We start from the raw sequence: 23,421 nt of genomic DNA, 5'->3' as shown, positions 1-23,421 counted from the left end.
AGTAAAAAAGCAAAAGGCAAGCTTCTGCCTGCCTTTTAAAATGTATTATTCGCCAGAATAATCTTCGCCGCCAGAAGCCGCTTCGCTCACATCACCTGATAAGGTGTAAACACGTTTTGTTGTGTTAATGCGAGTACGATATTTATTCCAGGTTTTTTCGAAGAAAGTTTCCGGTGCACGTTCACCACGGCAAAATGCAACAAATTCTTTTTCTTCTTTTGTCGCTGGCTTGCGCTCGCCTGAATCTAATGCTTTAAACGCTTGACCATATTGCTCTAATACTTGGGATTCTTTGATTGTATAATCACCGTGACGGGAAAATCCGCGTGGGTAGTTTTTGTCGTCAAAAAAACGACGAGTAACACTGAAACTAGCAGCCATAATCATCTCTCTTCTTTATATTTAAAAACGGCAGGCATTAAACCAATTTTTTTTTATTTTTGCAATAAACCTTTCACGGTTTCTACATAATCTTTGACGAAATCATCGTAATTTAAGCCTTCAGGGTTCACACGATATTTGCCATTTACATAGAAATCAGGTACGCCATGTACTTTAAACTGCTCAGCCGCATTCACTTGTTTATTCACTAAACCGTTTACAGCAAAGCTGTTGATGTTGTTATCAAATTGTTCAGCAGTCACACCGTTATCAATGAAGATTTTACGAATATCGTCCATTGAGCTTAATTTATCTTGCTGTGCCGCTTCGAATAAAGGCGCTTTCACTTTGCTTTCTGCACCAAGTGCCATCGCTAATGCCCATGCACGAGTGAGGTTTTCAGATTGACGACCTAAGAAGTTAACATGATATTGTTTAAATTCAGTGCCTTTTGGTAAGCTTTCTGCAACTTGTTTTGGAATGTGGTATTCCATTTCAAAGGCATAGCAATGCGGGCAGTAGAAAGAGAAAAATTCAATCACTTCAGGCTGTGCAGAAGCGGTTTGACCCACTTGAACGTATTGTTTACCTTCTTCTAAATTAGCTGCGAATGCGTTAAATGAAAATAAAGCACCGAGTAAAAATAAAAATTTTTTCATTTGTTTTCCTTATTTAATAATTCCGCGCGCTTTTAACAATGCGGTTTTAAAATCTTCTTCATAATCTTTTTTGATGCCAGGAATTGGCTCAAACTTATCTGTGCCATGCATTTTTAAATGATAAATAATCACTTCATCAGATAATTCTGCCACGGGCTTATCGAAACCTGCTTCATCAGCAATTTTTTGCAAAATTTGTAGCAAGCTAAGATCTGGGTCTTTAGACCAGTAAGGTTGTAAAAGTTCCAAAACTTCATTTAAACGCTTACATTTCATTGCTATTTCCTTTTAAATGGAGAAAAATAAGGCTAGATCATACTTCAAATAAGGCAATAAGAAAATATGGAATACACAATAAGTGCGGTTATTTTGGCTGGCGGAAAAGCACGGAGAATGAATGGGGCGGATAAAGGCTTACAGCTTTTACAAAATAAACCGTTAATTAGTCATGTGATTGAGCGCTTACAACCCCAAGTAGTTGATATATCGATTAATGCTAATCGTCACCATACGGAGTATGCTCAATGGGGGGTTCCCGTATTTTCAGATGAATTGCCTGATTTTCAGGGACCGTTGAGCGGTATGCTGACAGCGCTCGAACAAGCTAAAACAGATTTTGTACTTTTTGTGCCCTGCGATAGCCCGTATTTTCCACAAAACTTATTAGAAAAACTAAAAAGTGCGGTTAAAAATGACCGCACTTTAATAGCTTATGCAAAAGATAAAGAGCGTGAACACCCGACATTTTGTTTGATGTCCGTTCAGCTTAAAGAGAAGTTACGTGCTTATTTAAACGAGGGCGAACGTCGCTTATTACAATTTATGAACAAAAATGGCGCGGTTGCTGTCCAATTTGACGAACAAGAAGGACGATTTGTAAATTTTAATACCTTAGAAGATTTACAATAAATTATTTGTTTAACCTTGAATTTTGTAAAAAATTCTCCATTATTGCAGTGTTTACTTTCTATTTTATTGAGGAACTTTATTATGATGCGAATCCTTTTATTTTTAGCCACTAACTTTGCTGTAATGCTTGTGTTAGGGATTATTTTAAATGTGACCGGTATTGCGGGTAATAGTACAGGTGGCATTTTAATTATGGCGATGCTTTTTGGTTTTGCCGGATCATTGATTTCGTTATTTTTATCAAAAACCATGGCATTGCGCTCTGTGGGCGCGGAAGTGATTACCGAACCTCGTAATCAAGCTGAACGTTGGTTGGTAGAAACGGTACGCCGTCAAGCGCAACAAGCAGGCATCCCAATGCCAGATGTGGCGATCTACCATTCTAATGATGCGAATGCTTTTGCTACAGGGGCAACAAAAAACAATTCTTTAGTAGCGATTAGTACAGGCTTATTAAACTCCATGACGGAAGAAGAAGCTGAAGCGGTATTAGCTCACGAAGTCTCCCACATTGCGAATGGCGATATGGTGACCATGACTTTATTACAAGGCGTATTGAATACCTTTGTGATTTTCTTATCTCGTGTAATTGCTAATGTGGTGGCAAGTTCTCGTAATGGCGATGAAGAAAGCCGCAGCTCAGGCATTTACTTCTTGGTTTCAATGGTGTTAGAAATTGTATTTGGTATTTTAGCAAGCATTATCGCGATGTGGTTCTCACGTTATCGTGAATATCGTGCAGATGCTGGCTCCGCACAGCTTGTAGGTAAAGAAAAAATGATTGCGGCACTGCAACGTCTACAACAAATTCATGAGCCTCAAGAGATGGAAGGTTCACTTAATGCCTTTATGATTAACGGCAAACGTAGCGAACTCTTTATGAGCCATCCTCCACTTGAAAAACGTATCGAAGCATTACGTAGTTTATAAAAGATAAAAAATAAAGGGCTAAATGTAATATTTAGCCCTTTTTATTTGTAGATTATTTAATATCCGCTAAGACTTTAGTGAGTAATTCCCAGTAAGTTTGTACTGTTGAAATTTGGACTTTTTCATCAGGCGAATGCGCATTGCGAATAGTTGGCCCTACAGAAATCATATCAATATTTGGATAATGTTCTTTCAATAAGCCACATTCAAGCCCTGCATGAATCACTTTAATAACAGGCTCTTTGCCAAGCACTTCTGTATAATGGTTTTTCATTAATGTCAAAATTGCGGTGTCATTTACTGGTTTCCAACCTGGGTAAGAACCTGAAAATTCAACTGTTGCCCCCGTGAGTTTAGCGAGTGAGGTTAAGGTGTCTTCTACATATTCTTTACCGCTTTCAATCAATGAGCGAATAAGAATCGTGCCTTCGATTTTATCTTCAAGGGTTTTTAACACACCAATACTTAATGAGCTTTCCACGACATTTTTAATCACATCGCTATTGCGGATGACACCGTTTGGTAATACGTTCAGCAAATTAATCACTTTTTGAGTGCATTCAAGCGTGAAAGTTTGTTGTGGATTTTCAACTTGCTCAACGGTTAAAGTTAAGTTTGGTTCAGCAATAGCAAGCTCTTCTTTCAATAAAATTTCAAAATTTTTGACCGCACTTTTTACGCTTTCTACATCATGATTGAAACAGATTGTCGCAGCCGCCTCACGTGGAATCGCATTACGAATTGAGCCACCACGAATTTCTGCAAGAGCAAAGTGCGGTTGATTTTGTGAGAGTTTTGCTAATAAGCGCGATAAAACTTTAATTGCATTTGCGCGTGTGGTGTGAATATCGCAGCCTGAATGACCACCACGTAAACCTTTTAAATTAATTTGCAAACTATGGGTAAATGGATTGTTTTCACGGTGAACAGGTAACTCAACATTAGCATTTACCCCACCAGCACAACCAATATAGATTTCACCGATTTCTTCGGTGTCGGTATTAATTAAGATTTCCGATTTTAACCAGTTACGACGAAGGTGTACGGCACCATCCATGCCGGTTTCTTCAGTCATGGTGAGTAACACTTCAAGTGGTGGGTGTGCAATATCGGTACTTTCTAATACCGCTAAGGTCGAGGCTAAACCAATACCGTTATCCGCGCCAAGTGTCGTACCTTGCGCTTTTACCCAATCACCGTCGATATAAGGGCGAATAGGGTCTTGGGTAAAATTATGCGGATTGCCTTCATTGGCTTGTGGCACCATATCTAAATGTGCCTGTAAGACAACAGGTTGGCTGTTTTCCATTCCTGCTGTGGCAGGTTTACGAATTAATACATTACCGGCTTCATCACGCTCAGCAAAAAATTGTTTTTCTTTCGCCCAGTTAACAATAAAGGTCGCGAGTGCATCTTCGTGATGAGAAGGATGTGGAATCGCACAAATTTGATCAAACCATTTCCAAAGTAATTGCGGTTGTAATGTGGTAATTTCTGACATAATGAACTCCTTTTTTCATTAAAATTTTTGCGGAAATCATAGCATAAAACGCCAATTCAGGTTAAAATTCCGCAATTTTTTTATTTAGCGACAAAGTTTAAGGTATTTGTTATGAGCGAAAAATATGTTGTGACTTGGGATATGTTCCAAATGCATGCCCGCAAATTAGCGGAACGTTTACTTCCTGCTACTCAGTGGAAAGGTATCATCGCAGTAAGCCGTGGTGGTTTGTTCCCAGCAGCGGTACTTGCTCGCGAATTAAATATTCGTTTAGTAGAAACCGTGTGTATTGCGAGTTATGATCACGATGAACAAGGTGCATTAAAAGTATTACACCGTGCAAGTGGTGATGGTGAAGGAATGATCGTGGTAGACGATTTGGTAGATACCGGCAACACTGCTCGTGCAATTCGTGAAATGTATCCAAAAGCAAAATTCGTCACAGTATTCGCAAAACCTGCAGGTGCTGAGTTAGTGGATGATTATGTGATTGATATTCCACAAAATACTTGGATTGAACAACCTTGGGATTTAGGTTTAACGTTTGTGCCACCATTGGCAAGAAAATAATAAAACCTAAATATAAAATTTCGTTACGCCGGTGCTTTTATAGTTCCGGCGTAATAATTATGACCAATTTATTTTGATTATGAATAATATGGACGCACAAAAAGCGCTAGAGCGATCTTACGTTTCCTCACTTGAAAATAAAGAATATGATGAAGCAGTCAAGCTGGCTGAAACGCTTTGCTTACTTGATCCTAATAATCCCGAATACTCTCATAAAATTGCTTATGTTTATTTGCAACAATTAAAATGGGAAGAGGCAATTGAGGCAGAATTAAAAACATTAAAAGTGGATGCGCAATATATTCCGGCTTTAGATTTATTGGCACATGCTTATGGTGCAGTAGATGATTGGGAGCGCTCAGGTTTTTATGGCAATTTAGCGCTTGAGCTTAAGGATAAAAAAATTCCAGCTCCAACACAGGAAATGGTTCCTGTGCCTGCGCCTAAAAATGGTAAACGAATTATCGCATTTTCTTTATTTGGAAATAATTCTAAATATGTTGAGCCGGCGATATTAAATACACAAGTATCTCCCATGTTATTCCCTGACTGGATATGCCGTTTTTATGTAGATGATTCAGTTTCATCTGAAGCGATTCAACGATTAAAAAATAATGGTGCTGAAGTGGTGTATGTCACTTCACCTGTGGATAAATGGCCTGGTACAATGTGGCGTTTTCTTGCAATTAATGATCCAGAAGCTGAGTATGTTATCTTCCGTGATGCTGACTCCGTGGTCTCTCACCGAGAAGCAGAAGCCGTATCAGAATGGATTGAAAGTGGTCGTTCATTCCATACGATGCGTGATTCAGGTTCTCATACAGCACTTATTTTGGCTGGAATGTGGGGAGCAAAAGCCGGCGCTGTTCCTGATATGGAAGCGAGAATTCAACGTTTTGTTGATAGGGGCTACGATTCTCGTCATTTTGCTGATCAGGATTTTCTTGCAGAAGAGTTGTGGGGCTATATTCGCCAAGATGTGTTTGCGCACGATAGAGTGTTTAATTTCTGTGATGCCAAGCCTTTCCCAGGGGCGTTTTATTCTGATTACCAAATTGCGCATTGCGAGGGGGCGAGCAGTTTTGATGCAAAAACCTCTTTTGAAGAAGGGAGCAAAGTAAGATGGACGTTATATTCAAAAATATCCCCTATGGTCAATGTTGATTATTCCTTTATTCGTGTGCCTGAATTTAAAGTTTGCAGCTATGAAACTACAGTAGAGAATGGTAGATTTGAAGCGTCAATACCAAGACGTTATGGATTAGCTTTTAAAGAAGGCTTAGCTAAAATAGATATTAAAAAAGCTTAATTTATTCGTTTTAACTATCAACATAGGGATTGTTAATGTCAACTCAACCGCGTTTTGTACATCTTCGTACGCACACTGATTTTTCAATGATTGATGGAATCGCGAAAGTGAAACCATTGGTCAAAGCGTGTGCAGCAAATAATATGGTCGCGTTGGCATTAACGGATTTCACCAATTTTTGTGGTGTGGTACGTTTTTATGGTGAAACCCTTTCTTCGGGGATTAAACCAATCATTGGCGCAGATGTTCATGTTAAAAGCGAGTTATGCGGTGAGGAATTATTTACGCTCACTTTACTTGCTAAGAACAATGAAGGCTATAAAAACATCACATTACTGCTTTCAAAAGCCTATCAACGCGGCTATGTGGACTTGCCTTATATTGACCAGGAATGGTTAATTGAACACCGTGAAGGTGTAATTGTTTTATCGGGTGGTACACAAGGTGATATCGCGAAAAAACTCCTTAAAGAAAATAGCGCTGAAGCTGAAAGTGCGGTCAGTTTTTATCAAGAATTTTTTCCTGACCATTTTTACCTTTCTCTTTCCCGAACGGATCGTCCTGATGAAGAACGTTATATTCAAGCTGCATTAAAATTGGCTGAGGAACATGATTTACCGCTTGTTGCAACCAACGATGTTGTCTTTCTCGCACCTGATGATTTTGAGGCACACGAAATTCGAGTTGCTATTCATGATGGCTATACCCTTGACGATCCGAAACGTCCAAAACGTTATACCGAGCAACAATATTTCCGCTCAGAAGAAGAGATGTGCGACTTATTTGCGGACATTCCTTCTGCACTTGAAAATACGGTATTAATAGCGCAACGCTGTAATGTGACTTTGCGTTTGGGGCAATATTTCCTCCCTCAATTTCCAACTGGTGAATTGAGTACGGAAGATTATTTGGTGATGAAAGCCAAAGAAGGCTTGGAAGAGCGTTTGGCGTTTTTATTCCCTGATGAAAAAGTGCGGGCAGAAAGACGACCAGAATATGATGAGCGCCTTCAAGTCGAACTCGATGTGATTAACCAAATGGGTTTTCCGGGTTACTTCTTAATCGTTATGGAGTTTATCCAATGGTCAAAAGACAATGATATTCCTGTAGGGCCAGGACGTGGCTCTGGTGCGGGTTCATTGGTGGCTTATGCACTAAAAATTACCGATTTAGATCCCCTTGAATTCGATCTTCTTTTTGAACGTTTCTTAAACCCAGAACGTGTTTCCATGCCCGATTTCGACGTCGACTTCTGTATGGATGGACGCGATCGTGTTATCGATCATGTCGCAGAAACCTATGGTCGTGGTGCGGTATCACAAATTATTACCTTTGGTACCATGGCGGCCAAAGCGGTAATTCGAGATGTAGGTCGAGTATTAGGCCATCCTTATGGCTTCGTGGATCGTATTTCGAAAATGATTCCCCCTGATCCCGGCATGACTTTAGCCAAGGCTTTTGAGGCTGAACCACAGTTACAAGTGGCATATGATTCAGATGAAGAAGTCAAAGCTCTAATTGATATGGCGCGTAAGCTAGAAGGTGTCACTCGAAATGCAGGTAAACACGCGGGTGGCGTGGTAATTTCGCCTTCTTTGATTACAGACTTTGCGCCACTTTATTGTGATAATGAGGGGCTTCATCCGGTTACTCACTTCGATAAAAATGACGTGGAATATGCGGGTTTAGTGAAGTTTGACTTCTTAGGTTTACGTACACTCACCATTATCAAATGGGCATTAGATATGATTAATGCCCGCCTTGCTCGTGATGGCAAACCACTAGTCGATATTGCTGCTATTCCATTAGATGATCCCGAATCTTTTGAGTTGCTGAAGCGATCTGAAACGACCGCCGTATTCCAGTTGGAATCGCGCGGGATGAAAGATTTAATTAAACGTCTTCAGCCAGATTGTTTTGAAGATATTATTGCGTTGGTGGCATTATTCCGCCCTGGTCCATTACAATCGGGCATGGTGGATAACTTTATTGACCGTAAACATGGCCGTGAGGAAGTGTCTTATCCTGACGCAAACTATCAACATGAAAGCCTTAAACCGATTTTAGAGCCAACTTACGGTATTATTTTGTACCAAGAGCAAGTCATGCAGATTGCTCAGGTGCTAGCGGGTTATACTCTTGGTGGTGCGGACTTATTACGCCGTGCGATGGGTAAGAAAAAACCAGAAGAAATGGCGAAACAGCGTTCTGTGTTTAAAGAAGGTGCGGAAAAAAATGGGGTTGATGGCGAGCTTTCCATGAAGATTTTCGACTTAGTGGAAAAATTTGCGGGCTATGGTTTTAATAAATCGCACTCCGCTGCTTATGCGTTAGTATCTTATCAAACCCTTTGGCTGAAAACCCATTTCCCTGCTGAGTTTATGGCAGCGGTAATGACCTCGGAAATGGATAATACGGATAAAATTGTTGGCTTGTACGATGAATGTTTACGTATGGGCTTAAAAGTCACCCCACCGGATATCAATGTAGGGAAACATCATTTCAGCGTAAATGAAAATGGTGAAATTGTTTACGGTATTGGCGCCATTAAAGGTGTGGGTGAAGGTCCGATTGATGCACTGATTACCGCTCGTAATGAAGGTGGGATTTTTAGAGACTTATTTGATTTATGTGCTCGCGTTGATTTGAAAAAAATTAACCGTCGTACCTTTGAAAGTCTGATTATGTCGGGCGCGTTTGACAAGCTAGGGCCACATCGTGCGGCGTTATCTAAGAATCTCGAAGATGCACTCAAAGCCTCAGATCAGCATGCAAAAGATGAGGCCATGGGACAAGCTGATATGTTCGGTGTGCTAACAGAAACACATGAAGAAGTGGAAAATGCTTACGCTCACACGCCACCTTACACGGAAAAACAAATTTTAGATGGTGAGAGAGAAACTCTAGGTTTGTATTTAAGCAGCCATCCAGTGAGTCGTTATTTAAAAGAGCTTTCTCATTACAGCTCTACGCGATTAAAAGATCTCACGCCAAACCGCCGTGGGCAAATTAGCACGGCAGCCGGTTTGTTAGTCTCAACTCGCTTTGCCACGACGAAAAAAGGTAATCGGATTGGTATTGCAACCATAGATGATCGTTCTGGACGTTTGGATTTAACCCTATTCGGTGAAAGCTTAGACCAATTTGGCGAAAAACTGCAAAAAGATACGGTTGTGGTGGTATCTGGCCAAGTGAGTTTTGACGATTTTTCAGGCGGGTTAAAAATGTCGGTACGGGATTTGATGACTTTGGATGAGGCGCGCTCCCGTTATGCAAAATCTTTGGCCATCAGTTTGTCAGAGGAACAGATTAGCCCAAGTTTTATTAAGAAACTGAAAGAAATGTTAGAACCTGTTAGTGGCGGCACTTTACCAATTAACATATATTATCAAAGTGCAAAAGGTCGTGCGTTATTACGTTTGGGGATTCAATGGTCGATTACGCCAACGGATGAGATTCTAACAGAATTGGTGAATTTGCTCGGCGAAAATGCAGTAGAGCTAGAGTTTGGTTAATATTCCAGTAAAAGTGCGGTCAAAAAATCAGTGTTTTTTAAACCGCACTTAGGCTATGTAAATAAGTGAGAGATAAAATGGAAAAAATCATTATTGATGCAGACAGATTTTTACGCACCATTTCACGTATTTCCCATGAAATTATTGAAAAGCACCAAGATTTCGATAATGTGATTTTAGTTGGGGTAAAACGTCGTGGAGCAGAAATTGCTGAATTGATTCAACGTCGCATTGAAGAGTTGAATGGTGTGAGTCTTCCAATGATGGAATTGGATATCACGTTTTACCGCGATGACTTAGAATATGTTGAACCTGAAAATCCAACCCCTGTGTATAGCGGTGCCTCAAGTTATATGAATATTCAGGGTAAAGAAGTTATTTTGATCGATGACGTGCTCTTTACCGGTAGAACTATTCGTGCCGCGATGGATGCGTTAACAGATTTTGGTCGAGCTGCTAAAATTGAATTGGTGATTTTAGTGGATCGTGGACACCGTGAATTACCAATTCGGGCAGACTATGTAGGTAAAAATGTGCCGACTTCCCGTGATGAACAAGTTCAAGTGCGTACATTAAAATACGATGGTTGTTATGAAGTGGCATTATTGCCTAAATAACGATCAGCCTATTGTGAACCTTTGATAAAATTGATAATCTAACGAGCATTATCCTATTATTTTTTAAGACAACTAAAATGAAAAAATCAATGTTAAAATCTCTTTTATTTGCCATGATCGGTCTGTTTACTTTTTCTCAAGTTCAAGCAGAAGAACGCGTTGTGGCGACTGTGAATGGTACACCAATTTTACAAAGCCAAGTGAATGCTGTGATGGGTAAGAAAGGTAGCCAACGTGCAGCATTAGATAAGATTATTGATGATATGCTGACTGATAAGGCTATCAAAGAATCAGGCGTAAAAGTAAACCAAGCGGAAGTAAACCGTATCGTAGAAGATATTGCGGCAAAAAATGGTTTAACTTATGGTCAATTTTTAGATGCGTTGGATTATCAAGGCATTTCCTTAAATGCATTTAAACAACAAATCTCTCGTCAAATGTTAATGGCGGGTGTGCGTAACCATGCCATTCAAAACAGCGTAGATGTGACTCGTGAGCAAGTGGATGCATTGGGTAAACAAATGCTCGATGAAGCGAAAGCAAAAGGTACCGCACAAAAAGTGATGGGTAAAGAGTATGAAGTTCGTCATATTTTATTAAAATTAAACCCATTACTGAACGATGCACAAGCAAAAGCAGAATTAGAACGTATTCGTGCTGATATCGTTTCAGGCAAAATGACATTTGCCGATGCGGCATTAAAATACTCTAAAGATTATTTATCAGGCGCGAATGGCGGCAGCTTAGGCTACGCCTTCCCGGAAGCTTATGTGGAACCATTTGCAAAAGCAGTTGAAACCACACCACAGGGTACCATTTCGGCACCGTTTAAATCTGAATTTGGTTGGCATATTCTCGAAGTAACCGGTAGTCGTGATGGCGATAAAACGGAAGATGCTTATCGTCAAAAAGCTTACGAGCAAATCGTGAATAGCCAATTACAAGAAGCAACCAAAGACTGGGTGAAAGCATTACGTAAAAATGCTGATATTCAATATTTCGATAAATAACAGAAAACGTTAGAATAAGGGGGCATTTTGCCCCTTTTGTCGTTTTTATAAAATGAGTGACGCATGAAAAAATTTTTTGTCTTTTTACTGATTCTTTTGCTAATTCTTGGCGGTGTTGGTTTTTGGGGTTATCAAAAATTAACTGAGTTTGTTCATACGCCGGTGAATGTCAAGCAAGATCAATTGCTTACAATTGAGCGAGGCACTACTGGCAGTAAACTCGCCGCTTTATTAGAGCAAGAAAAAATTCTTGAACATGCCGATTTATTGCCTTGGTTATTGAAATTACAACCTCAGCTCAACAAAGTGAAAGCGGGGACTTATTCTTTAACGGGCGTGAAAACGTTGCAAGATTTATTGGATATGCTCAATTCCGGCAAGGAAGCGCAATTTAGCGTGAAGTTTATTGAAGGTAAAACGTTCAAGGAGTGGCGTAAAAACCTTGAAAGCGCACCGCACTTAAAACAAACCTTGCAAGGTAAAACGGATAAAGAGATCATGGCGTTATTGGATATTCCAGCCGTTGCAAAAGCCGTTTACGAATGGAATAACATGGAGGGCTGGTTGTATCCAGATACCTATAATTACACCCCAAACTCCACAGATCTTGAATTATTAAAACGTTCAACTACCCGTCTACAAAAAGCCTTAGATAAAGCGTGGAATGAACGTGATGAAAATCTCCCTTTAGCGGATCCGTATCAGATGCTGATTTTGGCTTCTATTGTGGAGAAAGAAACGGGTATTGCGGCGGAGCGTCCACAAGTGGCTTCCGTATTTATTAATCGTTTAAAAGCCAATATGAAACTACAAACTGACCCAACCGTGATTTATGGAATGGGTGAGAGTTATACCGGCAATATTCGTAAAAAAGATTTGGAAACGATGACCCCGTACAATACCTATATGATTGAGGGGCTACCGCCGACACCAATTGCGATGGTGAGTGAAAGTGCTTTACAGGCTGTGGCCCATCCAGCAAAAACAGATTTTTATTATTTTGTTGCTGATGGAAGTGGCGGTCATAAATTTACTCGTAATCTGAACGAGCATAATAAAGCAGTGCAAGAATATTTACGTTGGTATCGTAACCAACAAAAAGGAGCCAACTAATGCAAGGCAAATTTATCGTCATTGAAGGGCTGGAAGGTGCAGGTAAAAGTACCGCCATGCAAACGGTGGTGGATACATTAAAATCCCTTGGTGTAAATGATATCGTATTTACTCGTGAGCCGGGTGGTACACCATTAGCGGAGAAATTGCGCCATTTAATTAAACATGAAACAGAAGAACCTGTTACGGATAAAGCGGAATTATTGATGCTTTATGCGGCACGAATTCAATTGGTAGAAAATGTGATTAAGCCAGCATTGGCAGAAGGTAAAATTGTGCTGGGTGATCGTCATGATATGTCTTCACAGGCTTATCAAGGCGGTGGGCGTCAGTTTGACCAAACGCTGATGGCGAATTTAAAAAATATGGTATTAGGCGACTTTGAGCCTGATTTTGTACTGTATTTAGACATTGATCCTGCAGAAGGGCTTGCTCGTGCTAGAGGTCGTGGTGAATTAGACCGCATTGAACAACAAGGACTCGATTTCTTCCATCGTACCCGCCAACGTTATTTGGAATTGGTGCAAAATAATCCGAAAGCTGCGATTATTAATGCAGGTCAGGCTTTGGCACAAGTACAAGCAGATATACAAAGTGCGGTCAAAAGTTGGTGGGTTTCACAAGCAAAATGAGCGAACTTTGTCCTTGGTTAGTGCCTACTTATCACAAAATTAGCCAAACTTTTAGCGAAGGTTTGGGGCATCATGCATTATTGATTAAAGCTGATCAAGGTCTCGGTGCTGAAGGTTTGTTTGAGGCTTTGACAAAACGCATTATGTGTCAAACGCCAGATAATGCACCTTGTGGCCATTGTCATGCTTGTCACTTAATGGCAGCGCAAAGTCACCCCGATTTTCATGTTTTAGCCTCTCAAGAAGGCAAAGACATTGGCGTTGATCAGGTACGGGCGATTAATGAAGTTGTCAGCCAACACGCGCAACAAAACGGCAATAAATTAGTGTATATCCAAGATGCAGAACGTCTTACGGAAGCAGCAGCGAATGCGTTGCTTAAAACTTTGGAAGAGCCGCGTCCGAACACGTATTTCTTATTGCAAACAGAGCCATCCTCTTCGTTGTTAGCGACTATTTACAGCCGTTGCCAAGTGTGGAATGTCCCTTTGCCAACAGAAGCGGAAGCCTTAACTTGGCTTTCTTCTTACTTTCAGGCAGAAACATCCGAATTATTGACCGCACTTGCGATGAATTTGGGGCGTCCATTGTTAGCATTGGAAACACTTCAGCAAGGATTAATTGAACAACGGAAGAATTTCCTACGCCAATTCTGGCTGTTTTATCGTCGTCGTTCGCCTTTGGAAATTTTGCCTTTCTTTGAAAAAGAACGCACTGTACAGCAAGTGGATTGGATTTTAGCGTTTTTAAGCGATGCTATTAAATACAAACTCGAAATACAAAGTGGCTGGCAAACACTTGATCTTAAAACCGGTGTAACTCAATTTGCAGACGAACAAACAGCGCTTGGGTTATTAACCGCAAATAAAATTATGCAAAAAGTAAGGTCGGATTTACTTACCATTAACGGTGTTAATACAGAATTAATGTTACTAGATGGTTTGACGAAGTTAATTACCGACGTATTTAAGGACTAAATAAATTATGTTTATCGTAGATTCCCATTGCCATTTAGATGCATTGGATTATGAAAATTTACACAAAGATATTGCTGATGTAGTGGCTAAAGCCAATGCACGGGATGTGAAGCATTTACTCGCCATTGGTGTAACATTAAGCCGTTTTGAAAAAGCTTACCCTGAGTTAGCAAAATTTCCGAATGTGTCTTTGGCTTGCGGTGTGCATCCCTTAGATCTTGAAGAAGAACCTTACGATGCCGAGCGTTTACTGCGTTTGGCACAAGATAAAAAAGTGATCGCAATTGGCGAAATCGGTTTGGATTATTATTACAGCGCAGATAATAAAGCGTTGCAGCAAACGGTTTTTGCTGATCAAATCAGCGTTGCTAATGAAGTGGATAAGCCAGTAATTATTCATACGCGTTCAGCGCCAGAAGATACCATCGCCATGTTGCGTGAGCATCATGCTGAAAAGTGCGGTGGATTAATTCATTGTTTTACAGAAACTTTAGACTTTGCGAAAAAGGCGCTTGATTTAGGTTTTTACATCTCTTGTTCGGGCATTATTACCTTTAAAAATGCGGAAAGTATTCGTGAAGCCATTCGTTATGTACCCGCAGATCGTTTGTTGGTTGAAACGGATTCGCCTTATTTAGCGCCCGTGCCTTATCGTGGTAAAGAGAACCAACCTGCTTATACACGTGAAGTTTGCGAGTATGTGGCAGCATTAAAAGGGCTATCAGTAGAAGAATTTGCGCAAATTAGTACACAAAACTTCGAGCGTTTATTTAAAATTAATGTACAATAAATCATCGATTTAAATGAGAGAGTGTTATGCGTAAGTTTTTTAAGTACTTTTTATTTTTAGTGGTCTTTGTTTTCCACGGATTTATGTTCGCCGTGGTAGACTACGTTTTCCCACACTATGATGTAACGCGAGTAACGGGTGTGGAAGTGAAACGTGTTGATAAAGATGGTCCGATTACAAAATCGAATCCGGCTGATGGTCCAACGCGCGATGTGTATTTTATCAATACACAAAATGATGATGGCAAAATCATGGTGTATCGTAATGAAGATACCCGTTGGGGTTTTCCATTCTACTTTAAATTTGGTTCAGCGAACTTACAGGCTCAAGTTCAAGCCTTGGGTAATGAAAACAAATTAGTGCAAATCAAGTATTACGGTTGGCGGATGACGATGTTCGATGAATATCGCAATGCCGTTGCAGTGAAAGAAATCAGTGGCGATGTGACACCAAGCCATCCGATTTTATCTTGGGTATTCTATGCTTTCTTATTAGTTACTCTTTTCCTTTCTATCCAATTTGTACGTGGCTGGTTCGACAGCGAAAATTAGCGTTTCTCAAATATGGGGCGTCATAGAACGCCCTCACAATTTAATAATAACATTTCTAACCTAAAAACCAGCGGTAAATTGACCGCACTTTAAAACCAATAAAGAGAACATTATGAGTTTATCTGCAGCGATTTTTATTTTAATCGTATTAATTATTGTCAGTGCAATCTTGTCATCAGCTGAGATTTCTCTCGCGGGTGCAAGACGCATTAAACTACAAGCGTTGGCCAATGAAGGCAATATCAAAGCGGAGAAAGTTTTAAAATTACAGGAACAGCCAGGGCGTTTCATCACTGTAGTACAAATTGGACTTAATATGGTTGCCGTACTCGGTGGTGTGATTGGTGAAGCAACCATTAGTCTTCACTTACAGAGTTTTTTACATGAGTACACCAAGGCAGAATGGGTTGAGCCAGCCTCCTCTTGGATTGCCTTTTTCATGGTAACCACAACATTTATTTTATTAGCTGATTTAATTCCGAAACGCCTTGCACTGATTGATCCTGAAGGTATTGCGCTACGGACTATTGGCATTATGCAAGCCTTTATTTTCCTCTTAAAACCTATTGTATGGTTTTTTGATGGTCTTTCTAATATCTTCTTCCATTTAATGGGTGTACCTACTAAACGTGAAGATAACATGACTCCAGAAGACATTGTGGCGATCGTAGAAGCGGGAGCCGAAGCGGGGGTGTTAAAAACACAAGAGCATTATTTGATTGAAAACATCTTTGAAATGCAAGAGCGTACCGTGTCTTCAACCATGACGACTCGTGAGAACATCGTATTTTTAGACCGCACTTTCACCCGTCAGGAAGTGTTGAATACCTTATCGGCAGACTCTCATTCTAAATTAGTGATCTGTGATAATGGTTTGGATAAGATTTTAGGTTATGTGGAATCACATACCTTATTAACACTCTATCTTCAACAAGAAGTGGTAGATTTAACGGATAGCCGTTTATTGCGTAAAGCGTTATTTATTCCAGATACACTGTCGTTATATGAAGTATTGGAGTTATTTAAATCTACGGGGGAAGATTTTGCGATTATCGTCAATGAATATGCGCTTGTAATGGGCTTAATTACCTTGAACGATGTGATGAGTATTGTGATGGGAGAATTGGTTTCTAACGAAGAAGAGCAAATCGTTAGCCGCGATGAAAACTCTTGGTTGATTGATGGGGCAACGCCGCTTGAAGATGTGATGCGCGTTTTGGATATTGAATCTTTCCCTGATTCAGAAAATTACGAGACTATTAGTGGCTTTATGATGTATATGTTACGCAAAATCCCGAAAAAAACCGATTTTGTCGTATACGATAAATATAAATTTGAAGTCATTGATACCGAAAACTTCAAAATTGATCAAATTTTAGTTTCGATTGTCAAAGACAGCGGAGTGAGCAAAGAATCAGCGTAGTACTAGGTGCTGCCTTGCTTAACCCCCCATTCTAAGTATAATTAACAGCGGTTTTAACCGCCTATAAATAAGGAAAATTTAATGTTAAAAAAAATCTCGGTATTCTTTGTAGCAGTCATGCTTGCGGGTTGTTCTTCGATTTCAGATATGACCTCTTACATTCCATTTATGGGCAAAGACAAAAAGGTCATTGATTTAGATAAAGATAAAATCGACCAAAAATCTTACGCGGCAGCTTACGAAGCCACTGTGGCAACCTATAAAGATCGTGTAACAAAAAATTTCTTTGTGGATAATTTTGCAAGTGGTGCAAATGACTGGTATCTCGGTCGTATTGTTGTACCAATCAAACAAATTCAAGATAAACTCTACACAGGTGGTCATGATTCTGATGTGTATGCTTATTACAGTGGTGTATTACATGCAGAGGCATTACAAACTAACTTCAGCCGTTTAAGTACAAATTGTTGGCAAAAAGTGGATTCTCCAAGTGTGACGCAAGGGATCTACGATGCTATGCGTGATTTGCAAAAAGGTAAAGAACGCGGTGAAAATGACGCCTACATTTCCCAAGGTAGTGAAATGCTACTCAAAGCCTGTACCGGCCAATAATCAATTTGAGCTGTTGATGAGTGATCTCATCAGCAGCTTTTCTTTTTTTAAATCATCAATGTGAAGGAGCTAGAATGTTAGAACTTTCGGAAAGCAACATTCATTTAAATGCTACGGCAACAAATAAGCTGCAAGCTATTGAAATGGCTGCAAGTGCGTTAGAGCAAGCTGGCAATGTTGAACAAGGCTATTTGCAAGGCATGCTTGGACGTGAACAACAAACCTCCACTTTTTTAGGCAATGGGATTGCGATTCCACACGGTACATTAGAAACCCGTTCGATGGTGAAAAAAACCGGTGTGCAAGTTTTCCAATTTCCACAAGGTATTGAGTGGGGAGAAGGCAATATTGCTTATGTTGTGATTGGTATTGCGGCCCGTTCTGATGAGCATCTTGCTTTACTTCGTCAATTAACGCATGTTTTAGGTGATGAAGAGACTGCAGCACAGTTAGCGACATTAACAGATGTTGAAAAATTCCGTGCTATTTTGTTAGGTGAAAGTGATGCTTTTAGCATGACTGAAGAAACATTAAGCTTAGATATTGAAACGCAAAGTTTGCTCACACTTACTGCTATCAATGCAGGCAAATTACAACAGCAAAGTGCGGTTGAAAATAGCTTTGTTTCTGAAGTGGTCTCCAATTCTGCTCTGCCACTTGGCAAAGGGTTATGGGTAACCGATGCCGTATCAGGTAACGTGAAAAATGCGTTGGCATTCAGTCGTGCGAAAACCATTTTTAATCATAATGGCAAAGCGGTGAAAGGTGTATTGACGATTTCGGCTGTCAGTGACCAAATCAATGAGACGTTAGCACGTTTATTGGATGATGAAGTACAAAATATTTTATTAAGTGGTAATACGCAGCAAATTTTGACCGCACTTAATGGCGGTAAAGTGCCGGCTTCGCCAGCTGCTCAATCTGAAGACCAAATCGCGAAAGGTGCAGTGATTGGTACCTTTACGATTCGTAATGAACATGGCTTACATGCTCGCCCAAGTGCAGTGCTTGTTAATGAGATGAAAAAATTCGCCTCTAAAATTACCGTACAAAATCTTACTCGAGAAACCGCACCAGTTAGTGCAAAAAGCTTGATGAAAATTGTGGCATTAGGTGTTACTCAAGGTCATCGCTTACGTTTTGTGGCAGAAGGGGATGATGCGAAACAAGCCATTGAAGCCTTAGGTAAGATTATTGCGAGTGGGCTTGGTGAAGCTGTCTCTGCTGTGCCACCGGCTGAACCAGATACCATTGAAGTGAGCAGTGAGCATGCACCACAAATTCACGAAGAAAAAACAGGTTTACCAGCCGATGCCATTGAAGCCGTATTTATGATTCGTAATGAACACGGTTTACATGCTCGTCCAAGTGCGGTGCTTGTTAATGAAGTGAAAAAATACAATGCATCTGTTGCGGTACAAAACTTAGATCGTGACACCCAATTAGTCAGTGCGAAAAGTCTGATGAAAATTGTGGCGCTTGGTGTCGTGAAAGGTCATCGCTTACGTTTTGTAGCGAGCGGCGAAGAAGCCCAACAAGCGATTGATGGTATCGGTGCAGTCATTGAAAGCGGTTTAGGTGAAGGTAAGGAGTAAGTGATGGCAAAAGTAGCAACAATTACCTTAAATGCCGCTTACGATTTAGTCGGGCGTTTGCCGCGTATTGAAATTGGCGAAGTGAACACCGTTGAAACACTTGGTATTTTCCCTGCTGGCAAAGGCATCAATGTTGCCAAGGTGCTGAAAGACTTGGGCGTAGAGGTGGCAGTTGGTGGTTTCTTAGGTGAAGACAACGTGGGTGATTTCGAAACCCTATTTAAAAAACAAGGCTTAGAAGACAAATTTCATCGCGTAGCAGGTAAAACTCGTATTAACGTAAAAATTACGGAAACCGAAACCGATGTGACAGACCTAAATTTCTTAGGTTATCAAATTACTCCAGAAGCTTGGCAGCAATTTACAGCAGATTCATTAGCGTATTGTCAAAACTTTGACATTGTTGCGGTTTGCGGCAGTTTACCGCGTGGTGTCAGTCCTGAATTATTTGCGGATTGGCTTAATCAGTTGCATCAAGCTGGTGTGAAAGTTGTATTAGATAGCAGTAATGCGGCACTTACAGCAGGTTTGAAAGCCCATCCTTGGTTGGTAAAACCAAATCATCGCGAATTAGAAGCGTGGATTGGCCACCCACTAAATTCTCTTGATGAAATTATTGTGGCGGCTAAAAAACTTAAAGCAGAAGGTATTGCTAACGTCATTATTTCGATGGGCGCGAATGGTTCTTTATGGCTGAGTGATCAAGCTGTTATTCAAGCTCAACCACCTAAATGTGAAAACGTGGTGAGCACCGTAGGGGCTGGTGATTCTATGGTGGCAGGCTTAATTTACGGTATCGAAAAAGGCTTATCTCAAGCGGAAACCTTAGCATTTGCGAGTGCGGTTTCTGCCTTTGCCGTTTCGCAAAGTAATGTGGGCGTGAGCGATATCGCCTTGCTTGAGCCAATTCTGGCGAATATCAAAATTTCTGTGATTGAAGGATAATGTAATGAATTTGTTTTTAACTCAATCTCCGCAAATTGGTGCGGCAAAAGCCTATTTACTTCGCCAAGCATTGAGCGTGGTAGCGAAAAAAGCCAATCATACTGTGGTTAAGCAAGCCAAAGAGGCGGATTTAGTGATTGTTTTCGGATCTACTTTGCCAAACTCTGCTGAACTTGTGGGCAAAAAAGTCTTTTTAGCCAATGAAGATGCGGCTATTGCATCACCTGAAGTCACGCTGACGAATGCGCTTAATCAAGCAGTGGATTATGTTCAACCAGTTCAAAGTGCGGTTGAATTTGGCTGCGCTTCTGGCGTCAAAAATATTGTCGCAGTGACAGCTTGTCCGACGGGGGTTGCGCATACCTTTATGTCTGCTGAAGCTATTGAAACCTATGCAAAAAAACAAGGTTGGCAGGTAAAAGTCGAAACGCGTGGCCAAGTGGGCGCAGGTAATGAAATTACCCCTGAAGAAGTCGCTGCGGCAGATTTAGTTTTTATTGCAGCCGATATTGATGTCCCGTTAGATAAATTCCAAGGTAAACCGATGTATCGTACTTCGACCGGTTTAGCGTTAAAGAAAACCGCACAGGAATTCGATAAGGCATTTAAAGAAGCAAAAATTTATGAAGGCGGTGCGGCAAAAGCTTCTGCGAAATCAGAAGAAAGCGGTGAGAAAAAAGGTGTTTATAAACATTTGATGACCGGTGTGTCGCACATGCTGCCGTTGGTGGTTGCTGGTGGTTTATTAATCGCGATTTCCTTTATGTTTGGTATCGAAGCCTTCAAAGATGAAACAATTTTTCATGGTATTCCAAAAGCTTTAATGGATATCGGCGGCGGTGCAGCATTCCATCTGATGATTGCAGTATTTGCCGGCTATGTGGCCTTTTCTATTGCAGACCGTCCAGGGCTTGCGGTAGGTCTTATTGGCGGTATGTTAGCCACCACAGCGGGCGCTGGGATTTTAGGTGGGATCATTGCGGGTTTCTTAGCGGGTTATGTGGTGAAAGGATTAAATGCCACTATTAAATTGCCGGCAAGTTTAACCTCCTTAAAACCGATTTTAATTCTCCCACTCTTTGGTACCTTGATTGTCGGCCTCGCCATGATTTATGTGATTAACCCACCGGTTTCACAAATTATGACCACCTTAAGTGATTGGTTAAAATCCATGGGTGAAGTCAATGCGATGGTATTGGGTGCAATTATCGGTGCCATGATGTGTATTGATATGGGAGGTCCAGTAAACAAAGCAGCTTATACGTTCTCTGTGGGAATGTTGGCCTCTCAAGTTCACACCCCAATGGCCGCCGCTATGGCAGCCGGTATGGTACCGCCAATTGGGATGGCGATTGCAACTTGGATTGCACGCAGTAAATTTACCAGCAATCAACGTGATGCAGGTAAAGCTTCTTTTGTCTTAGGCTTGTGCTTTATCTCTGAAGGGGCATTGCCGTTTGTAGCTGCTGATCCATTGCGTGTGATTATTAGTTCAGTTATTGGTGGTGCAACTGCCGGTGCGATTTCAATGGCATTAAATATTTCTCTGCAAGCACCACATGGTGGTTTATTTGTTATTCCGTTTGTTTCAGAACCATTACTCTACTTAGGTGCAATCGCAACGGGAGCATTATTAACCGGTGTGGTTTACGCGGTGATTAAACCAAAGGCGACAGAATAGCCAATTCTTTGATTAAAAAAGTGCGGTAATTTTTAACCGCACTTTTCATTTATCAGGTATAATTACAATGATTTAGGGAGAAATTATGGATAAATACAATAAACTCCGCATTGAATGGGATTGTCGTCGAGGTATGCTTGAGCTGGATAAAATCATCATGCCTTTTTATAAAGCGCATTTTGACCAACTGACTGACGACAAAAAAGATATTTTTATTCGTTTACTTGCTGCCACGGATTTACAACTTTTTTCGTGGTTTTTTAATGGCAGTCAATCAGACGATGCTGAAGTGCAAGCGATGGTTGAATATATCCAAGATGTGCAGAAAACGAATGTCCGTTAATTTTTTTGAAATTTTTTATACATAAGGAACTTTTCAATTTTAACTCTGTCTGATAAAGCAACAATAGCTTGCTGTCTTGAATATATGAAGGCGTGTTAGACGTAGCATAGGAGATATATGGCTGAACAGCTAACAGATCAGGCTTTGGTAGAAAGAGTGCAGCAAGGCGATAAAAAAGCCTTTAATTTATTGGTTTCTCGTTATCAAAATAAAGTAGCCGGACTTTTAACCCGCTACATTTCTCATAACGACATTCCAGATGTTGTACAAGAATCCTTTATTAAGGCCTATCGTTCCATTGAATCCTTTCGGGGCGATAGCGCATTCTACACTTGGCTATATCGAATTGCCGTGAATACGGCAAAGAATTACTTAACGGCACAGGGGCGCCGTCCACCGAGCGAAGATATTTTGGCTGAAGATGCCGAAAGCTACGATGTGGGAACCCATCTACGTGATGTAGATACCCCTGAAAACGAAATGTTATCTAGCGAATTGGAAAAAGTGGTGTTTGATACCATTCACAGTTTGCCAGAAGATTTAAGAACCGCGATTACCTTGCGTGAGCTTGAAGGGTTAAGTTACGAAGAGATCGCAGAAATAATGGATTGCCCAGTAGGCACTGTACGTTCTCGCATTTTCCGTGCTCGGGAAGTGATTGAGAACAAAATACAACCGCTTATGCAACGTTAAAATAAAGTCGGAGTTTATAAAATGCAAAAAGAGTTACTTTCAGCCTATATGGATGGAGAAGAAGTCAGTGCCGAGTTGACGAAACAACTCTGTCAGGATAAAGATTCACAAGAATCTTGGGCGGCATATCACACAGTAAGATCGGTTATGCGTAAAGAGTCACCAGTGTTATTAGGTGCTGACTTTACGGCGAAAATGGCGGACTTAATTGAATTAGAAGAAGTAAAACACGTAGAGATTACTGTTTCTCAACCAACACCAGAAGAAGCTGATAGCTTACCATTCGTGCAAAAATTAAAAGCATTCTTTGCACCAATGACACAAATTGCGGTGGCTGCAGGTGTGTGTTTGGTGGCAGTAGTGGGTGTACAATCGTTCAATGCAAAAAGCACCTCGATTACACCTGAAAACCCCGTTTTACAAACCTTACCATTTAACAATTCTGTTCAAGAAGTAAGTTACAACGCTCCGACCAAAGATGTAGCGACTTCGGAACAGGTTGAGCAAAAAAATCGCCGTATTGGCACGATGTTGCAAAACTATGAATTACAGCGTCGTATGCATGCAGATAGCTTAAATGTGGGTAGCAACCAAGCGAAATAATTACTACAATTAATCGATAATTCACCACCTTAGGCGTGGTGAATTTTTTTCTGGATAAACCA

General features: G+C 40.6%; 24 protein-coding genes. 20 read left to right on the top strand and 4 right to left on the bottom strand.

Features of this window, described 5'->3' with window-relative positions:
• Window positions 1-45 precede the first annotated feature (45 nt).
• From INP94_RS02545 to INP94_RS02535, 3 genes are read right to left on the bottom strand one after another with little or no spacing between them, the layout of a single operon-like run.
• Window positions 46-381 (bottom strand): MaoP family protein, encoded by a 336-nt coding sequence (locus INP94_RS02545; protein WP_032804166.1) that lies wholly within the window; start codon window positions 379-381, stop codon window positions 46-48.
• A 53-nt stretch (window positions 382-434) separates the two neighbouring features.
• The gene (dsbA, locus tag INP94_RS02540; protein WP_070868200.1) at window positions 435-1,040 is read right to left on the bottom strand and encodes a thiol:disulfide interchange protein DsbA; all 606 of its coding nucleotides are present in this window, start codon (window positions 1,038-1,040) and stop codon (window positions 435-437) included.
• Between the two features lie 9 nt (window positions 1,041-1,049).
• Window positions 1,050-1,316, bottom strand: a complete 267-nt coding sequence (locus INP94_RS02535) for a YihD family protein (RefSeq protein ID WP_005699179.1) — start codon at window positions 1,314-1,316, stop codon at window positions 1,050-1,052.
• A gap of 66 nt (window positions 1,317-1,382) precedes the next feature.
• Here INP94_RS02535 and mobA point away from each other — a divergent pair, with 66 nt between their 5' ends.
• Both mobA and htpX read left to right on the top strand, forming a co-directional pair.
• On the top strand, window positions 1,383-1,949 hold the full coding sequence (mobA, locus tag INP94_RS02530) for a molybdenum cofactor guanylyltransferase MobA (RefSeq protein WP_197543938.1): 567 nt from the start codon (window positions 1,383-1,385) through the stop codon (window positions 1,947-1,949).
• A 78-nt stretch (window positions 1,950-2,027) separates the two neighbouring features.
• Window positions 2,028-2,879, top strand: a complete 852-nt coding sequence (gene htpX, locus INP94_RS02525) for a protease HtpX (RefSeq protein WP_192829122.1) — start codon at window positions 2,028-2,030, stop codon at window positions 2,877-2,879.
• A 52-nt stretch (window positions 2,880-2,931) separates the two neighbouring features.
• On the opposite strand, the gene INP94_RS02520 is transcribed toward htpX, so the two are convergent.
• On the bottom strand, window positions 2,932-4,380 hold the full coding sequence (locus INP94_RS02520; RefSeq protein ID WP_197543937.1) for an aminoacyl-histidine dipeptidase: 1,449 nt from the start codon (window positions 4,378-4,380) through the stop codon (window positions 2,932-2,934).
• Window positions 4,381-4,491: 111 nt separating this feature from the next.
• Here INP94_RS02520 and gpt point away from each other — a divergent pair, with 111 nt between their 5' ends.
• The 18 genes from gpt to INP94_RS02430 all read left to right on the top strand — a co-directional run bounded on the left by gpt (window position 4,492) and on the right by INP94_RS02430 (window position 23,359).
• Entirely contained in the window at window positions 4,492-4,950 is a 459-nt protein-coding gene (gene gpt / locus INP94_RS02515; RefSeq protein WP_197543936.1) for a xanthine phosphoribosyltransferase, read from the top strand.
• Between the two features lie 88 nt (window positions 4,951-5,038).
• On the top strand, window positions 5,039-6,259 hold the full coding sequence (locus INP94_RS02510; protein ID WP_232087413.1) for a phosphoribosyltransferase: 1,221 nt from the start codon (window positions 5,039-5,041) through the stop codon (window positions 6,257-6,259).
• Between the two features lie 35 nt (window positions 6,260-6,294).
• Window positions 6,295-9,774: a DNA polymerase III subunit alpha gene (dnaE, locus tag INP94_RS02505; RefSeq protein WP_197543934.1), complete on the top strand. Its 3,480-nt coding sequence runs from the start codon at window positions 6,295-6,297 to the stop codon at window positions 9,772-9,774.
• A gap of 77 nt (window positions 9,775-9,851) precedes the next feature.
• Entirely contained in the window at window positions 9,852-10,391 is a 540-nt protein-coding gene (gene pyrR, locus INP94_RS02500) for a bifunctional pyr operon transcriptional regulator/uracil phosphoribosyltransferase PyrR (protein WP_049365120.1), read from the top strand.
• Between the two features lie 77 nt (window positions 10,392-10,468).
• Complete coding sequence (locus INP94_RS02495) at window positions 10,469-11,401, top strand: peptidylprolyl isomerase (RefSeq protein ID WP_197543933.1); 933 nt, start codon at window positions 10,469-10,471, stop codon at window positions 11,399-11,401.
• 63 nt (window positions 11,402-11,464) lie between these two features.
• A complete protein-coding gene (mltG, locus tag INP94_RS02490; protein WP_197543932.1) occupies window positions 11,465-12,514 on the top strand; it encodes an endolytic transglycosylase MltG in 1,050 nt (349 codons plus the stop codon).
• Window positions 12,514-13,146 (top strand): dTMP kinase, encoded by a 633-nt coding sequence (tmk, locus tag INP94_RS02485; RefSeq protein ID WP_197543931.1) that lies wholly within the window; start codon window positions 12,514-12,516, stop codon window positions 13,144-13,146. Before mltG ends, tmk begins: the two co-directional genes overlap by 1 nt.
• Complete coding sequence (locus INP94_RS02480; RefSeq protein ID WP_197543930.1) at window positions 13,143-14,123, top strand: DNA polymerase III subunit delta'; 981 nt, start codon at window positions 13,143-13,145, stop codon at window positions 14,121-14,123. Before tmk ends, INP94_RS02480 begins: the two co-directional genes overlap by 4 nt.
• Before the next feature lie 7 nt (window positions 14,124-14,130).
• Window positions 14,131-14,913 (top strand): YchF/TatD family DNA exonuclease, encoded by a 783-nt coding sequence (locus tag INP94_RS02475; RefSeq protein WP_197543929.1) that lies wholly within the window; start codon window positions 14,131-14,133, stop codon window positions 14,911-14,913.
• Window positions 14,914-14,939: 26 nt separating this feature from the next.
• Window positions 14,940-15,464: a DUF1523 family protein gene (locus INP94_RS02470; protein ID WP_049371396.1), complete on the top strand. Its 525-nt coding sequence runs from the start codon at window positions 14,940-14,942 to the stop codon at window positions 15,462-15,464.
• 112 nt (window positions 15,465-15,576) lie between these two features.
• Entirely contained in the window at window positions 15,577-16,887 is a 1,311-nt protein-coding gene (gene paeA, locus INP94_RS02465) for a polyamine export protein PaeA (protein WP_197543928.1), read from the top strand.
• Between the two features lie 81 nt (window positions 16,888-16,968).
• Window positions 16,969-17,499 (top strand): HI_0449 family lipoprotein, encoded by a 531-nt coding sequence (locus INP94_RS02460; RefSeq protein WP_197543927.1) that lies wholly within the window; start codon window positions 16,969-16,971, stop codon window positions 17,497-17,499.
• 74 nt (window positions 17,500-17,573) lie between these two features.
• Window positions 17,574-19,094, top strand: a complete 1,521-nt coding sequence (fruB, locus tag INP94_RS02455) for a fused PTS fructose transporter subunit IIA/HPr protein (protein WP_197543926.1) — start codon at window positions 17,574-17,576, stop codon at window positions 19,092-19,094.
• 3 nt (window positions 19,095-19,097) lie between these two features.
• Window positions 19,098-20,039 carry a 1-phosphofructokinase gene (gene fruK, locus INP94_RS02450; protein ID WP_197543925.1) on the top strand — a complete coding sequence of 314 codons (942 nt, stop codon included), beginning with the start codon at window positions 19,098-19,100 and terminating at the stop codon, window positions 20,037-20,039.
• A 4-nt stretch (window positions 20,040-20,043) separates the two neighbouring features.
• Window positions 20,044-21,720 carry a fructose-specific PTS transporter subunit EIIC gene (locus tag INP94_RS02445; RefSeq protein WP_197543924.1) on the top strand — a complete coding sequence of 559 codons (1,677 nt, stop codon included), beginning with the start codon at window positions 20,044-20,046 and terminating at the stop codon, window positions 21,718-21,720.
• Between the two features lie 85 nt (window positions 21,721-21,805).
• Window positions 21,806-22,063 (top strand): FAD assembly factor SdhE, encoded by a 258-nt coding sequence (locus tag INP94_RS02440; RefSeq protein WP_014064432.1) that lies wholly within the window; start codon window positions 21,806-21,808, stop codon window positions 22,061-22,063.
• A gap of 117 nt (window positions 22,064-22,180) precedes the next feature.
• Complete coding sequence (rpoE, locus tag INP94_RS02435) at window positions 22,181-22,756, top strand: RNA polymerase sigma factor RpoE (RefSeq protein WP_014064431.1); 576 nt, start codon at window positions 22,181-22,183, stop codon at window positions 22,754-22,756.
• Window positions 22,757-22,777: 21 nt separating this feature from the next.
• Window positions 22,778-23,359 carry a sigma-E factor negative regulatory protein gene (locus tag INP94_RS02430; RefSeq protein ID WP_197543923.1) on the top strand — a complete coding sequence of 194 codons (582 nt, stop codon included), beginning with the start codon at window positions 22,778-22,780 and terminating at the stop codon, window positions 23,357-23,359.
• The last annotated feature ends 62 nt before the right edge of the window (window positions 23,360-23,421 follow it).

This window comes from Haemophilus parainfluenzae (assembly GCF_014931395.1).
GTDB lineage: Bacteria > Pseudomonadota > Gammaproteobacteria > Enterobacterales > Pasteurellaceae > Haemophilus_D.
Note: the sequence above shows the minus strand (reverse complement) of the source record. Positions and strands in the feature narration are given on the sequence as shown.